We start from the raw sequence: 14,414 nt of genomic DNA, 5'->3' as shown, positions 1-14,414 counted from the left end.
CATGGCGATTTACGCACCGACGACGATTGATGTTTCCCGCCTGCCGTTGCCCGATGCGATTAGCCCGCTGGATTTCGAAACGCTCTATAGCGAATTCAAAGTGCGCTTCGTCGCATTCTGGAACACGCTGCGGGCGGTCGATCCTTCGCTACCGGAATATGACGTGCAGGATCTCGAAACGGACCCGGCGGGTGTCGTCGGTGAAGCTTGGTCATACCTGCGCCTTCTGGACCGGCAAAACGTCAATGATACTTTCCGGTCGCTTCTCGCGGCATATGCGAAGGGGTCCAATCTGGACGCTATCGCCGCAAACCGGAACATTGTCCGCCTGACCGTGGTTCCCGCAACCGCGAATGCGGCGGCCATCATGGAGGGCGATGATGCGCTGTTGCGGCGTTATCTGCTGTCTTACGATCTGCCGTCCGCCGGTTCTGCCGGTCGCTACCTTTATGATGCGTGGACGGCTTGGCCGCAATCTGCTGACAAGGCGCTTGGGCTTTGGGATGCTCGGGTAAATGGCCGGGCTGTCCATGGCCGTCGCGGCGATACGGATGTTGTTGTCATCGGCCCGATGGGCAGGCTTCCGACTGCCTTGGAGCTGGATACGGTCCGGGCGTCGGTAACGAACCCAAACCGCGCGCCGGAAGCCGTGGCTATCTCGGTCATGGCCGCCGGGCGGACGGAATACGCAGTCTCGCTTGTCCTTGAAATTCCGGCGGTCGGGCCGTCTGCGGATATCGTCCGGCAGGAAGCGGAAAAGCGTGTCACCGCAGCGGCGACCGCCCGAATCCTGATCGGCGGCGAAATTCCAGAAGCCCTGTTTTCGGGTGCGGCCTTCGGTGATGGCGTTATCAGGGTGCGCGACCTCGCGCCCGTCGTCATCCAGCCCGACGCCTATAAGGTGCCGGTGATGACCAGCCTTAACATCACTGTCGAGGTGCGGGCATGAGCGACGTAGGTGTGTTGCTGCCATCATCGGCGGAGCCATTCGAAAAGACGCTTGCCGCCGGTATGTCGGATGATTTGCCGATACCTTACGCGGTGCTGATGGACCCGTACCAGACGCCTGCGCGGTTCCTTCCATGGCTTGCCGTGCATCACTCGGTCGATCTCTGGTTTGACGATTGGACCGAAGAGCGCAAGCGGGAAATGATTGCGCAGTGCGCCGGGGTTTCAACGCTCTATCCCGGGTCTCCCTTGGCGGCGCTGAAAGGCACGCTTGCCGGGCTGAAACGCTACCTTGCGTTTGTTGATGCGGAAATTGTGGACCGCATCGCCCATCCGAACCGCTTCACCTTCGGGCGGGCGGTGATTGGCCGGACCCCGATAGCGCATCAGCCATTCGTTGCGCATTACCTTGTCCGCGTCACGCTGACAGCGCCGAAGAACCGCTTTCAGATTGGCCGCAGCGCCTTCGGGCGAGCGGCGATGACGGCCATCAACCTTGAACCCATTCGCCGCGCCAAGCGCGCCATGACGACCGCCAAGACACCGGAGACGCTCTATTCGGTGTCCTTCGCATGGCGGCGCGGCATCACCTTTAACGACAATATTTTCATCGACGGAAGCCATGCCTTCGGCGGTTACATGGATCGCAAGCGGCTGGATTGAGGGTAACGACACATGCAGCGCACTTCCTTTGCAGAAGCTGAAATCGCCGATCACGCGGATTTCGAAGCTATGGGTTTACAGGCGCAATCCGCGACGGACGGTCTTTGGCTGGATGCCATCGGCTATCCCGCCCATTGGGCCGCTTTCACGGTGGCACGTAAATCGGCGCAGGAAATCACGGTTTCCGCTGGCCGTTTTGTCGCCGGGGAAATCGTTTATGCGCATGAAGCGCCGAACGATATGAACCTTCAGATTTATATTCCAGCGGCAGCTTCCGACCAGCGTTGGGTTGCGATCCTGCTGCGCGGTAAGGAAGTGACCGACACGGCAACGCGCCCGTTCGAAACTTCCGACGATCCTGAAACCAGCGTCATCGTCAACCGCACGACGCCAAAGACGATCCGCCGGGTTGTCGAATTGATCGTGCAGCCGGGCGAAGCGAATCCGGTTCCGGTTAAGCCGGTGGTGGCATCGACGGACGCATGCATCGCCTTTGTGCTGCTGACCTCGGCGGGCATCACCGCTATCGAGCCGGGCAATGGCGACCGCGTGAAGACACTATATGAAGTGGAAGGGCGTGTTGCGGCGCTGGAAGTCGATCTGGACGGCCTGTTCATGCGGACCGAGACCATTGAAACGCAGATCGTCAATATTACGGCCAAGCTGACCGAGATTCCGCGCCCCGTCGTCATTCGCCAAATGCAACGTGATATCGGTGCAGCCCGGTTGAAAGTCGATCTGCCGGACGAGGCGCGCGCCTATGTTTTTGATGATGCCCTTATTCCCGACCGTTGGGATATGACACATGTCGATTGGCTCGCGCGCATTGAAGAGGGCGTCCGCTTCGGTTTTGCAGCCGAAGCGCAGGCGCGGCTTGAGGTACAAGCCGAAGACGACCCCAAGATTTATTTCCGTGGTCGCCGCATGGTGCCTGCCTTTGACGAGGTGACGCGCATTGCAAACACCTCGCTTGATGCCACGCTCAACATTTCGCAGTTGGTGCATACGGAAACCTCGCTGGTTCGCAAGGAAGCTTCCCGCGTACGTCTTACCTATGGTCCGACGATGGGCGCATGCGAAAACGCGGCGGGGTGGGCAGGCCTTGGCGGCGATTCCAGGGTGGGGCAGATGCTCAATGTCGGCGGCGAGACCTTCGAAGTGGTCTATATCGGCGGCAACTTCGGTCCCGGCCATCAGACTTACGGCGTTCGCCAGCTTCGGTATGAAATCTATAGCGAACCCTATTGGGAGTACGTCACCGAAGAGGTTGGCATCAACGGCTCTATCTGCGCGCAGTCGTTTCTCGTCGCGCAGCCCATGCAGGTCACAAGTCTCGACCTGTCGTTTGCCCGCGTCGGTATCGACGGCGATGTGCATGTGTTCATCGTGGAAACCACGACCGGCGGTGTACCGCGTTTTGACGCGGTGCTGGCGCAAGGCATGCTGAAACATGCGGAGCTTACCGTTGGCTGGAACAAGGTGGAATTGCCCATCACGTTGCTGGAAAGCGGAAAGCGGTATGCGTTCGTGACGGTAACAACCGGCGCGCATGCGCTGCATATTTCCGGGTCGAACAAGTATACTGGCGGCACGCAGTTTCTCACCACAGACGGCGCGTTTGCTCAAGGATCGACGGAAACGGATATCTGCTTCCGGCTGAATGCCGCCCGCTATCGCAGCCCGCGTACGGTCATTCCGATGCAGGCTTTGAACCTCGCGGACGGCATGACGCAAATCGACATGCTGTTTGCCGGTTGGGTGCCGGGTGGTTGCGCGCTTGGATGGGAAATCCGGCCTTCCGGTGCGACCGTCTGGACGGAACTGGATGATGGCGACCCGGCAACGAACCCGCTTGTCGGGCTTCCCGCTTCGGTGGAATTGCGCATGGTCATGATGGGTACTGCTGATTTGCAGCCGATGATCCAGCTTGACCAGAAAGCGGTTTCCCGTGTTGCCCGAAACCGCAACAGCATGCGTGCCGTCAGCAAGAGTTTTCCATTCGGGTTTTCTAGCACAAGTATTCAGACGCAATACACGCTGGATTCCTTCGATCCTGCCCGGCACGCCTTCACACCCGCCATCATGGTCGGAAACACGGTCGTCAACCCGGACAGCACCGAAATCACTGTCGATCCGCAGATGCCTGCGCGTCGGACCTATCTTTCAACCTACACGCTCGGCGCTGCGGCCAATGCCGCCCGGATGCGTCCTGCGGCAACCACCAACAATGTAGCGTCCGTGCCGTTCGTGCAGGACGCTTTCATTGCCGCACTTTAAGGGGTTCCAATGGCTAGCAAGATCGACCCGGAGAAATCCTACGATGTGAAACTCTCGCGCATCGTCAAGCGCGGACGTTTCACATTCTATCCGTTGAACGAAATCAACATGCGCGGTTCGCTGGTGATGGCGATCATCGAGCAGGAAGGTGACGAGGTGCTTGACTATGCCAGAGAGGTCTGACGGCTATCAGCTTCCCTCGTGGCCGAAGACGCTCATCGACCGGCTGTTGTGGAATGCCACGATGGCCGACATTGATGAGCGTCTGACTGCCCGCGAGCAGCTGGAAGCATCATTTGAACGCCTCATGGCAGAGGGCGTGCAGGCGTCACTCGATTACATTCAGGTCAATGTTGCGCCGCAGATTGCCACCCTGCAGCAATCAATTTCGCTCGCACAGGAGCAAATTGACCAGATCATTGTCGGCGGGACCGCGCCGAATGCCCTCAAGCTCGGTGGGAAAGAGGCTGCATGGTATGCGTCAGCGCAGGCCGTACAAGACGCCATACAGGATGCTTCGGAGGCTGTTGATACCAAGCTCGCCGACTATCTGCGCGCCGATCAGAAAGACGTTGCGGATGGGGTAGCGCCACTCGGCCCGGATGCAAAAGTGCCGCAGGCCAATCTTCCGGCGCTGACGACAACCGCCACAGTGGGTGCAGCCGTCGCCGGGGCGAATGGCAAGGCAACGCCTGACGACGGCGATTTCTTCGCTGGCGTTGCGGCTGGTGCTTCCACCATGTTCAAAACGACATGGGGAAACATCAAGGTTGCGCTTACCACGCTCTTTGACGGGCGATACTTGAAACTGATTGGCGGCACCTTAACGGGCAACCTCCAGATCAGTAACAACGCTCCCACGGTCCATCTGCGGGACACCGACAACAATCAGACCCGAAACTTGCACCATAACGATGGCAACATCGGCTTTGTCGCAAGTGACGGGAATTGGGCATTCCGGGTATCCGATGACGGGGCGATGTGGTCTCGCTCGATAGGTGACATCAATAGCCGGATCGAAGACCGTGCCTACGCTCATGCAAACGAGCGCGGTCAGGCTTGGGCTAATGACCGCGTGGCGAACCTTAATTCCCGGTGGGTGTCTCGTGGTGAATTCACTATGAGTTACAACTTATGGCGGGAAGCTCCAGCAGGAAGCGCGGTGACTGGCTTTTATGTCGAGAGCAACAACTGGATGAAGCACTTCTGTTACCGCTACTTCCAACTGTTTGATCCGGTGCGCGGCTGGATCACGGCACATAACGCTTGAGGTGAACCCATGGAAATCGTCAACTTTGGACACTTCAAGCTCACCAGTACGAGCGGCATCATGTTCTTCAGCAATGAGGACGGCCACGACTGGTATGATATCCGGCACGGTCTTACGACATGGGACGAACAGGGCAACTTCCTCACGGCCATTTATGGCGCGTGGGCGATGGTCGACCCGGTGACATTCAAAGTCACCAACGTTGAGCAAGACCCCTCACGTATGGTTCCCAACGACAGGATTGTTTTGGGCATTGACGCCGACCCGGACGATATTGCGGATGGAACGCTCTATCAGGGCGGTGTGCTTGTTGACGCTCCACCAGAACCGGCAGTTTTCAATAACATCTCAGCCCGTCAACTTCGGCTCACCCTCGTTAGGAACGGCATTTCCGTAGAATCGGTGGAAGCTGCAATCGCCGCAATGCCGGAAGGTCTTGCCAAGGAAGAAGCGAAAATCGAGTGGTCTTCTACTGGCAATTTCGAACGCTCTCACCCGACACTTCTGCTAATTGCCGCTGCACTCAGCCTGACTGAAACGCAGGTTGACGCAATGTGGCGACAAGCGGAAATCGCCTAACGCCAGACCGGCCATTGAACTGTTGAAAATACACCCCGCCGCCATCGGCGGGGGCGCTTCCTCATCTCCGGGTTTGAGCCGGAACCCTTCTTCAAAATTTGGAACCTTCAAAGGAGACCAGCAGAATGGTTGACCTGTCCTATCATCATGGCGTCAAGCTTGTAGAAAGCGCCGACACCCCAGCAATCGCAGGCGTGACCCGCAGCGGAATTACCTTCGTCAACGGCATCGCACCAGACGCGGACCCTGCCGCCTTTCCTCTCGATTATCCGACCATGGTTCGGTCGTTGACGGCGGCGGCGGCGCTCGGCGCAGCGGGAACCCTGCTGCAAGACCTTACCACTATTTTCGATGAAGGCGGCTCTTGGTGCATCGTCAACCGTGTCCCCGACAGCGCCGACCCGGCAACGCTGCAAAACAACCTCATCGGCGATCCCGTGGCCCGGACTGGCATCTATTCCGCACTCCGCGCCAAGGCCCTGACCGGCTATCAGCCGCGTGTCATCATCACTGCCGGAGATACCGGCGCGTGGATTGAAGACGGCGTTGTTTCGGTATCGCTGACTTCGCAGGGCGACAACCTGACGGAAGCGCCGGTCGTAACCGCGACGGGCGGCGGCAATGATCCCGGCAAGGTGTTGCCGACGCTGGAAGCCGTGATGGGGACCGGGGCTGACGCCGACAAGGTTGTTTCGGTCAAGGTCGTTACGCCCGGCAAGAAAATGTCGCAAGCGCCTGCCCTGACCTTCACGGGCGGCGGGGCGGATGCTGGCAAGGTGCTGCCGACCGCCACCGCCAATGTCGGTGACGTGGCGAACCCCTTCGTTTCGGCGCTGAATGCCATCACCCCGAAAATCCGCGCGCGCGCCTATATCTCCGGGCCGAACACGACCGACGCCGAAGCCGTGCGCTTCCGTCAGACGGTTAACGGCGGGCGCATCCTCATCATCGACCCGAAGGTGATCAAGAACGTCAACGGCGTGCCAGTGACCAAGCCTGTTGCCGCCGTCTTCGCTGGCGTCCGCGCACGTGTCGTCGCATCGTCGGAAGGTTTCTCCGGTTCGGTGTCGAACAAGATCATTCGTACCATCGACGGCGTGGCGCGGACGATCTCCTATCCCGATGACAGCAACTACCTGAACGAAAATCAGGTCGCCACGATCATCAATGAGCGCGGCGGTTTCAGGACGTGGGGTAGCCGTCTCGCAATTGATGATCCGCTGTGGCAGTTCGACAGCGTGCGCGCCACCGCCGATATGGTCAATGAAGCCCTTGAAGACCTCTATTTCTTGCATGTGGATCGCAAGACTCGGAAGGGCAATTTCAAAATGCTCATCGAAGACGGTAACGCGGCTATGCGTGTCTTCACGAACAACGAAGACATTCTCGGCGGTAGCGTCTGGCTGTCGTCCCAGAATGATCCGACGCTTATGGTCAACGGCAAGACCCTGCTGGGTGTGGAGTTCGAGCCGGTCGGTCTGATGGAGCAAATCCACATCACTACCCATCGCAATCCAATCGTCCGGTATCAGTTGCTGATTGACGAGGTGAACGGGGCAATCGAAATCGGCGCGCTCTCGGTCGCCGCGTAAGGAGCTTTTCACATGGCGCAAAAAACTCTCCCGGCCTACATCCTGCGGAACTGCATGCTGTGGGCCGACCGTCAAAGCAAGCTCGGGCAGATCGGCGATATCACACCGCCGGTTCCCGAAGCCGTCCGCGAGGATGTCCGCAATGCCGGGATGATCAAGGCCCGCAAGGTCCATCTCGGTTACAACGCGCTGGAATTCAGCTTCAAGATGCCGGGCATGGACCCGCAGATTTTGAAGCTGCACGGTATCAAGATCGGTACGGAAACGCCCTTCATGATTACCGGCGCACTGGTGGACGAGGACGGCACCACGCATAGCGCGGTGATGACCATTCGCGGCAGGGTCTTCAAACCCGATGCCGGCACGTGGAAGCCGGGCGAGCTTTCCGAAAACGACTACGGCGTGGACGTGAACTATTACAAGCTCGAAATCGACGGCGAAGAAATCTACGAGATGGACGATTTCGATTTCAAAGTCGGCGGCGTCTCGCAGTTCGGCGATATCCGCAACGCCTTGCTGCTGTAGCGGCTCGCCCTCCCTTCACTCTCCATTCCTTCCAATCCGGCCCGCGTGATGCGGGCCATTTTTTCAGGTGACACCATGGATTCCGTAAATGTACCGCTTGCCAAGCCGGTGGAGCATGATGGCAAGACCTATTCCGAACTGACGTTCCGTGAACCGGAAGTCGGCGACCTCCTGTTGGCGGATAGCTCTTCTCCTGGCATCGGCCAGATGGTCACGCTGCTGGCCCTCATTTCCGATGTTCCGCTGCCTGCCTTCAAAAAGATCAAGGGCAACGACTTTAAAATCATCGTCGCCAAGACAAAACCACTCTTGGGAAACGACCCGACGAACACGACTGGCGGCTAGTCGCCGTCTGCGTCGCCGATACTGCAAAAACATCGCTCGACGTCATTGAGCGATGGCCCGCCCGAAAGCTCCTTGCATATTTCAACACCTGCAAGGAGTACCGGAAAATCATGAGAGAATGACCATGGCTGTCCAGCAAAGCACTCTTCGCGTCTCCCTCCTTGATGATGTGTCTGCCCGCGCGAAGCACATCACGCGGTCGCTGGACGGCCTGCGGGCGCAATCTGTTTCTGCCTTCGCCCCCATGCGCGGTTTGATCGGGCAGGCCGTGGCGCTCGGCGCTGGTTACTTCGGCGTCACGCGTGGCTTCGAGGCGACGGCGGGCGCAGCCATCAGTTTCGAGTCTGCATTTGCAGACGTGAAAAAGGTGGTCGAAGCCAATGACGAACAGTTTGAAAACATGCGCCGCAGCATCCGGCGCATGTCCGGCGAAATCCCGCTCGCCGCAAATGACATTGCCGCGCTGTTCGCTGCCGCAGGTGAAAGCGGTATCGCGACCGAAGACTTGCAAAGTTTCGCGGAAATGGCGGCGCGCGTCGGCATCGCCTTCGATCTCGGCGCAGGTGAGGCAGGCGAAAGCCTTGCCAAGCTGAAAACGCAGCTTGGTTTGACGGTCGCGGAAACCGGCGACATGGCCGATGCCATCAACCATCTGTCGAACAACATGGCGTCCAAGGCCAAGGACGTGACCGAGTTCATGTTGCGGGTCGGCTCCTTCGGTGAAATGGGCGGCTTCGCAAAAGAAGAACTTGCGGCCATGGGTAGCGCCATGATCTCCGCCGGTTCGGATGCCAGCACGGCGGGAACCGCCATGTTGAACGTCATCCGTAGACTGACGAAAGGCGAGTTTGCCCAAAAGTCGCAACGGGACGCGGCCAAGGCGCTAGGGCTGCATCTGCCCTCCATCGCCAAGGATATGCAGAAAGACGCGAAAGGCACCATGCGCAAGGTGCTGACGGCGATTGCGAAAGCGCCGAAGGATAAGCAGGTTTCCTTGCTGTCCGAATTCTTCGGCGACGAAGCCCGCGCCTTCATGCCGCTGGTTGGCAATATCAAGCTCTTGGATCAAGCGCTGGACAGCGTGGCCGACCGCACGAAATACGCAGGCTCGGCATTCAATGAGTACATCCAGCGCGCCAGCACCACGCAAAACGTTCTGGACCTGCTTGGGAACAAGATTTCCAATGTCTTCGAGGAAATCGGCGACAGCATGTTGCCGACCATCCGCGAGGGCGCGCAGGGCATCGGTGAGGTGCTGGACACGCTCGGCAACCGCGTGACGATCTTCGACCAGATCACGAATTTCACGAAGGGATTTGCGCAGGGCTTCGGTTATACCGGCGGCATGAAGGAGTTCATGAACGATCTCGGCGACCTGTTGCTTGGTCCTGTCGATCCGAACGCCGCCGACCGCATTGGTGCAATCTTCATGCGGGCGAAGGAGTGGGGCGCATCCATCCGCGAATTGAACGATGCGATAAAGGATAACCCTATCGCCAAGTTTTTTGCGGAAATGTCTGGTTATGGCTTCCAGCTTTTTGCGTGGGGCATGGGTATTTCCATGTTGGCTGGCACCATTCGAAAGTTGGCGGCGGCGCTGTTTGTGTTGTCTGGAGCAAGCACATTGCTCGGGGCGCTTAAAGTCGCGGGGGGAATTGCTGCTATTGTTGGCGGTAGTACGCCCGCTGCTGCTGCCGGAACTGGGGCGGCAACAGCAGCTACTGCCGCGGCTGTGGGCGGCGCTGCCGGTGGATGGTCTTCCATCCTCTTGGGGCTTGCTCGCATGGGGGTGTATGGTGCTGCCGCTGGCGGGGCCTACGAATTGGGCAAAGCAGCCTATTCCGGCAACACACCCTACAGCCAAGGAAAAGCACTGTTGCCGGGTGTCGAAGATGCTCTCCACGCTATAGGCAGCTTCTTCTCATCCCTGCCCACCGATCCAGCGCCGCCCTCAGTTTCGACACAATTTGCGTTGGATGCGGCGAGGGCTGCGCGCGCGAACGGTTTTGGCGGCAGCACGGAAAACTTGCCCGGAAAAACTGCCGATGATCTTGGTATCAAGTCCGTGAGGATCGATGCCGCCTCGCTATCTGAAATGACGAGGCCAACTGCCACGCAGGATGTGCGTATTGTCAACCCGCAGCCGCCGAACGTAACGGTATATGCGACCGCCACCATAACCGGTATTGCCGACTCCAAGGAGGCAATAGCGGCGGCGGCTACCGATCTCGGCAGCCAGATTGCCGCAGGTACGGAAGGGTTGTTTAGCGATTAATCAATGAGAACGGCGTCCGCTACGATGCCGTTCTGAAACATTACATTTCCCACCTTGCCTTGCACTGTGGCTCGGCAACCCATGCTGCATTGTTCCAGTAACTTTTTTCGTTGGTCTCGCGGCACCTTCTTAAAGTCAAGAGGCAAGGGATTTGCGTCCATCATTCCATCTTGGAGCATTCCCATGTCGCCGAATATCTGGACGTTTGCTTGGGTTTCGATCTCTTGTCCTGCCATTTTTTGGATGTCTAACTTCAGGTCGATCAACGATATCTCGGAATATCGTGACGTCTTTCGTGGTTTCCATTTAGCAATCTCTTGCAAACCTACATCCATAATCGCTTGCTTCGGCGTCGCTTTGCAGCTTGCTGAGACTGCAAAGAGGTATTTGTTGAAATCCGTATTGTCGACCGTCGCTGGCGTTTGCTTGGTCACCGCCAAGTACGCTCCAAACAAAAAAGTCGTGGCTGATCTGTAGTCGGCGGACATGTCGCTGAAGGTTTTACCTTTGTTCTTTTCATATTCGGCCTCGTAAGCGGCGCAGTAAAGGTTGCTGGCGTGTGCTCCCGTGCTGGTGATTAGAAGCCCTGCCACTAAAAAAACTATTCGTTTCATCTCTTTCCCCCTTGGAAGCCCATAGATCGCTTACAGCGAAATTCGAAACTTTTGGAGTCCCTATGGCTGGTCACACATCAATGATGCTCGGAGGCTTCGCCTTCGAGGGTTTGGGTTTTGGATATCAGGGCGTCAAGCGCAAGGTGAACACCCCTTGGGTGGATATGCCTGTCGGCCAAACCCTTAACCAGCAGCAATGGACCGGCCCGACTTCCGACGAAGTGACAATTTCGGGTGTTCTTTTTCCCGAAGAGTTTGGCGGGCAATCGCAGCTTGACGGTATCATTGCCGCATCCATGGCGGGAACGGAGATGATGCTTGTGACCGGTGATGCGGCGCAGGGTGTCATCCAAGGTATGTTTACGGTGCAGTCCGTGGAAGAGGACCGCAGCTACATTAACCGCCGTGGCGAGGCCGGGCGTAACGCCTATTCCATCACGCTCAAGCGCTCTGGCTCCGGCACATTGCCAAGTGCGGGCGGTCTTGTGGATCGGGCTGCATCCTTCCTGTCTGAACTGTTCCGGTGACCACATGGCGACAATTTACACCACACGGCAGGGCGAGACTGTTGATCTCGCCTGCCTCGCTTTCTATGGGCGCACGGCCAAAGTGGTCGAAGCCGTTATTGATGCCAATCCGGGTCTTGCCGCGCTCGGGCCTGTTCTTCCTCTCGGCACGAAAATCACCATGCCGGACATACCCGCCACCAGCACGGCCAAGCCGTTGACCAGCCTTTGGGACTGACCATGAAACCGCGCGTGGAAGTGAGTATCGACGGCGTGCCGGTGGCAGGCCATTTCTATGAGCGTTTGCTCTCCCTGACCGTCACTGACGAAGAGGGCATGAAATCCGACACGGTGGATATTGAACTGAATGACGGCCCGCCGAACTTTCTTGCGATCCCGCGTAAGGGTGCAATCATTTCGGTCAAGATGGGTTTCGGTGATGATCTCGTGCTGAAAGGCGTCTTCACTGCGGACAAAGTCAATGTCGATTGCCTGCCTTATAAAATGTCGATCTCTGGCAGGGCTGCGGACCTTCGCAGCGGAAAGCTGAAAGAGCGGCAGGAAAGGTCATGGGATAAAACGAAGCTAGGCGATATCCTGTCACAGATCGCCAACGAAAGCGGGTTAAGCCCCGCCGTTGATGAAGACCTTGCGGACTTCCAATATGAATGGCTGGCGCAGCAGGACGAAAGCAATATCAATTTCCTGCGGCGGCTTGCGGAACGGCATAACGGTCTTTTCGCCGTCAAGCAAAAGCGCCTGATTTTCACCCGGCTCGGCTCCGGTCTTTCTGCGTCGGGTGCGCCGCTCGGCTCGATCATCCTGACGCCCGAGAAAATCAAGGTCGGAAGCCTGAAAGTCGAAATCAACGACCGTACGAAATACAGCAAGGTCGTGGCGTACTATCAGGATTCCGACAAGGCCGAACGGGTGGAAATCGACGCCGATGCGGACGCAGACGGCGATAGCGTTTATCGTTTGCCGGAACCCTATGCATCGCCCGCCGAAGCCGACAAGGCCGCGCGGGCCAAGGCCAAGGAATTGCAGCGCGGCGAAGGCTCGGTTTCTGTCACCGTTATTGGCGATGCGGGGATTGATGCAGGCTTGCCCTTGTTGTTCGCCAATGTCCGCCCCGGCGTGGACGGTGTGCCTTACATCATCAAGACGGCGAAAACGGCCTACATGAAAACCGGCGGTCTTGAAGTGGCGGTTTCGGGCAGGCTCTACGATGGCAAATCCGCAACCGAAAAATCGGCCGGAACGGAAAACGGCGGTGCCAATGCCACTTCGGACGCCTCGAAAGCAACCGGCAAGGTTGCCCCCAACAGTGCGCCCGGAACTCCGGCCACGCCTTCCTCTTTCCTGACGCCGCGCCGCTTCGGGCGGACGGACGAGAACTAACCGGCATCCAGCCGACAATCCCCCTTGAAAATTTGGAGACTATAATGGGTTACGTGCTTTCCCAACGCAGCCTTGCGCGCCTTGACGGCGTGCATCCTGACCTCGTGCGCGTTGTGAAGCGCGCCATTCAGATCACCGACATTGATTTCGTGGTGACGGAAGGCGTGCGGACGCTGGCAAAACAAAAGGAAATGGTGGCGACGGGCGCTTCCAAGACGATGAACAGCCGCCATTTGAAGGCCGCGAACGGTTACAGTCATGCGGTCGATCTGGCCGCGCTGGTCGGCGGTAGCGTGGTTTGGGACTGGCCGCTTTATGCCAAGCTCGCCAAGGCCATGAAACAGGCGGCAAAGGAACTTGGCATTCCGCTGGAATGGGGTGGTGACTGGAAGTCCTTCAAGGATGGCCCGCACTTCCAGTTGCCGTGGAAACAATACCCTTCTGCTGGGCCGGTCGCTGGCAAGAAATATATCGCTGAAACCGAGACGCAGGCCAAGTCCAAGGCGCTGGCGATCTTGGGCGGTGGCATCAGCACCGCCGTTCCGGTCGGACAGGAGCCTTTGACGAAGGCTGTTGAGGTTGTCTCGGCGCAGCAGGGCGAGCTTTCCTCAGGGGAATGGGCGCGAATGGCAATCGCCGTCTTCATCGTCGGTATCTCCGTCTATCTGGCGTGGCGGAAACTCTGATGCGGTTTTTTGACGCTGCATTGATCGGGGGCGGCATCGTCATCGGTGCCGCTCTCATGGCTGCGCCCGCCTACTTTGTCGGCAAGGGGGCAGGAAAAGCCGAAGTCGCGGTCGGACTCCAGGATGACCGTATCACTATTCTCAAAGACGGACAGAAGATCGATGAAGGCGCTTTGCAAGCTGACGATTTTGATTTGTGCGGGCTTCTCGGCGGTTGCATGCAGCCCGACCGTGAAGGCGATTGAGCCTTGCGATTTGCTTGTGCCGATCAACCCGCGCCCGGAAACAAACACCTATCTTGTCACCCACGACCGGAGCGCCGCCGTTGATATCGCCCGGCATCGCGGACGTTATGCCCTCTATTGCGGAAGGCCCGACTGATGCCGGAGAAATACACCTCTTTCATCGAATTGGTGAATGCATGGCTTGGTGGTGCCTTTACCACTCTTTTCGCAGCCGTACTCGGGCGGGCGATGTGGCACGGCAATGAGGCCCGAAAGGGCCGCCGCAAATTCTTCGGCATCGAATTGTTTTGGGAATTGCCGGTGGCGATAGGTATGGCGGTCATCGGCGAAAGTGCCGCCTCATATTTCAGCTTCGGGCAAACAATCTCTACCGGCCTGATTGCGCTTCTGGCTTATCTTGGGCCGCGCGGTGTCGAAGCGATCATCCTCAAATGGGTTGACCGGCGCATGGCCGATTGATCTATCCGGTACTACATAGTCAAAAGCCG

At 58.1% G+C, this 14,414-nt stretch carries 17 protein-coding genes; 16 read left to right on the top strand and 1 reads right to left on the bottom strand.

What is annotated here, in order from left to right:
* Position 1 precedes the first annotated feature (1 nt).
* The 10 genes from CFBP6623_RS10925 to CFBP6623_RS10885 all read left to right on the top strand — a co-directional run bounded on the left by CFBP6623_RS10925 (position 2) and on the right by CFBP6623_RS10885 (position 10,474).
* Positions 2–949 (top strand): baseplate J/gp47 family protein, encoded by a 948-nt coding sequence (locus CFBP6623_RS10925; protein ID WP_232370396.1) that lies wholly within the window; start codon positions 2–4, stop codon positions 947–949.
* On the top strand, positions 946–1,611 hold the full coding sequence (locus CFBP6623_RS10920) for a phage tail protein I (protein WP_080841908.1): 666 nt from the start codon (positions 946–948) through the stop codon (positions 1,609–1,611). The genes CFBP6623_RS10925 and CFBP6623_RS10920 overlap by 4 nt, the downstream gene beginning before the upstream one ends.
* A 12-nt stretch (positions 1,612–1,623) precedes the next feature.
* Positions 1,624–3,888 carry a hypothetical protein gene (locus CFBP6623_RS10915; RefSeq protein ID WP_080841909.1) on the top strand — a complete coding sequence of 755 codons (2,265 nt, stop codon included), beginning with the start codon at positions 1,624–1,626 and terminating at the stop codon, positions 3,886–3,888.
* Positions 3,889–3,897: 9 nt separating this feature from the next.
* Positions 3,898–4,071, top strand: coding sequence for a hypothetical protein (locus CFBP6623_RS26795; protein ID WP_167379137.1), 174 nt, complete (start codon positions 3,898–3,900; stop codon positions 4,069–4,071).
* Positions 4,072–4,132: 61 nt separating this feature from the next.
* Positions 4,133–5,158 (top strand): hypothetical protein, encoded by a 1,026-nt coding sequence (locus tag CFBP6623_RS26790; RefSeq protein WP_175415495.1) that lies wholly within the window; start codon positions 4,133–4,135, stop codon positions 5,156–5,158.
* Between the two features lie 9 nt (positions 5,159–5,167).
* A complete protein-coding gene (locus CFBP6623_RS10905; protein WP_080841910.1) occupies positions 5,168–5,737 on the top strand; it encodes a hypothetical protein in 570 nt (189 codons plus the stop codon).
* A 125-nt stretch (positions 5,738–5,862) separates the two neighbouring features.
* Positions 5,863–7,329 carry a phage tail sheath subtilisin-like domain-containing protein gene (locus tag CFBP6623_RS10900; RefSeq protein WP_080841911.1) on the top strand — a complete coding sequence of 489 codons (1,467 nt, stop codon included), beginning with the start codon at positions 5,863–5,865 and terminating at the stop codon, positions 7,327–7,329.
* 12 nt (positions 7,330–7,341) lie between these two features.
* Entirely contained in the window at positions 7,342–7,854 is a 513-nt protein-coding gene (locus tag CFBP6623_RS10895) for a phage major tail tube protein (RefSeq protein ID WP_080841912.1), read from the top strand.
* A gap of 75 nt (positions 7,855–7,929) precedes the next feature.
* Positions 7,930–8,199, top strand: a complete 270-nt coding sequence (locus CFBP6623_RS10890; RefSeq protein ID WP_080842516.1) for a phage tail assembly protein — start codon at positions 7,930–7,932, stop codon at positions 8,197–8,199.
* Positions 8,200–8,251: 52 nt separating this feature from the next.
* Complete coding sequence (locus CFBP6623_RS10885) at positions 8,252–10,474, top strand: phage tail tape measure protein (protein ID WP_233282611.1); 2,223 nt, start codon at positions 8,252–8,254, stop codon at positions 10,472–10,474.
* On the opposite strand, the gene CFBP6623_RS10880 is transcribed toward CFBP6623_RS10885, so the two are convergent.
* Positions 10,471–11,088, bottom strand: coding sequence for a hypothetical protein (locus CFBP6623_RS10880; protein ID WP_080841913.1), 618 nt, complete (start codon positions 11,086–11,088; stop codon positions 10,471–10,473). The genes CFBP6623_RS10885 and CFBP6623_RS10880 overlap by 4 nt on opposite strands.
* Before the next feature lie 62 nt (positions 11,089–11,150).
* Between CFBP6623_RS10880 and CFBP6623_RS10875 the strand changes: the two genes are divergently transcribed.
* From CFBP6623_RS10875 to CFBP6623_RS10850, 6 genes are all read left to right on the top strand, one after another.
* A complete protein-coding gene (locus CFBP6623_RS10875) occupies positions 11,151–11,615 on the top strand; it encodes a phage tail protein (RefSeq protein ID WP_080841914.1) in 465 nt (154 codons plus the stop codon).
* Between the two features lie 4 nt (positions 11,616–11,619).
* Positions 11,620–11,832, top strand: a complete 213-nt coding sequence (locus tag CFBP6623_RS10870; RefSeq protein WP_080841915.1) for a tail protein X — start codon at positions 11,620–11,622, stop codon at positions 11,830–11,832.
* 2 nt (positions 11,833–11,834) lie between these two features.
* Complete coding sequence (locus CFBP6623_RS10865) at positions 11,835–12,995, top strand: phage late control D family protein (protein WP_080841916.1); 1,161 nt, start codon at positions 11,835–11,837, stop codon at positions 12,993–12,995.
* A gap of 44 nt (positions 12,996–13,039) precedes the next feature.
* A complete protein-coding gene (locus CFBP6623_RS10860; RefSeq protein ID WP_080841917.1) occupies positions 13,040–13,681 on the top strand; it encodes a M15 family metallopeptidase in 642 nt (213 codons plus the stop codon).
* Positions 13,681–13,926, top strand: a complete 246-nt coding sequence (locus tag CFBP6623_RS26785; protein ID WP_167379138.1) for a hypothetical protein — start codon at positions 13,681–13,683, stop codon at positions 13,924–13,926. The genes CFBP6623_RS10860 and CFBP6623_RS26785 overlap by 1 nt, the downstream gene beginning before the upstream one ends.
* Before the next feature lie 135 nt (positions 13,927–14,061).
* Entirely contained in the window at positions 14,062–14,385 is a 324-nt protein-coding gene (locus CFBP6623_RS10850) for a phage holin family protein (protein ID WP_080841919.1), read from the top strand.
* Positions 14,386–14,414: the final 29 nt, after the last annotated feature.

The organism is Agrobacterium tumefaciens (assembly GCF_005221385.1).
Classification (GTDB): domain Bacteria; phylum Pseudomonadota; class Alphaproteobacteria; order Rhizobiales; family Rhizobiaceae; genus Agrobacterium; species Agrobacterium tomkonis.
Note: the sequence above shows the minus strand (reverse complement) of the source record. Positions and strands in the feature narration are given on the sequence as shown.

What these genes read in the sequence shown, in the direction of transcription:
- CFBP6623_RS10870 (WP_080841915.1), top strand. Translation starts at nt 11,620, where the DNA reads ATGGCGACAATTTACACCACACGGCAGGGCGAGACTGTTGATCTCGCC.
- CFBP6623_RS10920 (WP_080841908.1), top strand. Translation starts at nt 946, where the DNA reads ATGAGCGACGTAGGTGTGTTGCTGCCATCATCGGCGGAGCCATTCGAA.
- CFBP6623_RS10890 (WP_080842516.1), top strand. Translation starts at nt 7,930, where the DNA reads ATGGATTCCGTAAATGTACCGCTTGCCAAGCCGGTGGAGCATGATGGC.
- CFBP6623_RS10880 (WP_080841913.1), bottom strand. Translation starts at nt 11,088, where the DNA reads ATGAAACGAATAGTTTTTTTAGTGGCAGGGCTTCTAATCACCAGCACG.
- CFBP6623_RS10915 (WP_080841909.1), top strand. Translation starts at nt 1,624, where the DNA reads ATGCAGCGCACTTCCTTTGCAGAAGCTGAAATCGCCGATCACGCGGAT.
- CFBP6623_RS10850 (WP_080841919.1), top strand. Translation starts at nt 14,062, where the DNA reads ATGCCGGAGAAATACACCTCTTTCATCGAATTGGTGAATGCATGGCTT.
- CFBP6623_RS10885 (WP_233282611.1), top strand. Translation starts at nt 8,252, where the DNA reads ATGGCCCGCCCGAAAGCTCCTTGCATATTTCAACACCTGCAAGGAGTA.
- CFBP6623_RS10925 (WP_232370396.1), top strand. Translation starts at nt 2, where the DNA reads ATGGCGATTTACGCACCGACGACGATTGATGTTTCCCGCCTGCCGTTG.
- CFBP6623_RS10875 (WP_080841914.1), top strand. Translation starts at nt 11,151, where the DNA reads ATGGCTGGTCACACATCAATGATGCTCGGAGGCTTCGCCTTCGAGGGT.
- CFBP6623_RS10860 (WP_080841917.1), top strand. Translation starts at nt 13,040, where the DNA reads ATGGGTTACGTGCTTTCCCAACGCAGCCTTGCGCGCCTTGACGGCGTG.
- CFBP6623_RS10895 (WP_080841912.1), top strand. Translation starts at nt 7,342, where the DNA reads ATGGCGCAAAAAACTCTCCCGGCCTACATCCTGCGGAACTGCATGCTG.
- CFBP6623_RS26785 (WP_167379138.1), top strand. Translation starts at nt 13,681, where the DNA reads ATGCGGTTTTTTGACGCTGCATTGATCGGGGGCGGCATCGTCATCGGT.
- CFBP6623_RS26795 (WP_167379137.1), top strand. Translation starts at nt 3,898, where the DNA reads ATGGCTAGCAAGATCGACCCGGAGAAATCCTACGATGTGAAACTCTCG.
- CFBP6623_RS10905 (WP_080841910.1), top strand. Translation starts at nt 5,168, where the DNA reads ATGGAAATCGTCAACTTTGGACACTTCAAGCTCACCAGTACGAGCGGC.
- CFBP6623_RS10900 (WP_080841911.1), top strand. Translation starts at nt 5,863, where the DNA reads ATGGTTGACCTGTCCTATCATCATGGCGTCAAGCTTGTAGAAAGCGCC.
- CFBP6623_RS10865 (WP_080841916.1), top strand. Translation starts at nt 11,835, where the DNA reads ATGAAACCGCGCGTGGAAGTGAGTATCGACGGCGTGCCGGTGGCAGGC.
- CFBP6623_RS26790 (WP_175415495.1), top strand. Translation starts at nt 4,133, where the DNA reads ATGGCCGACATTGATGAGCGTCTGACTGCCCGCGAGCAGCTGGAAGCA.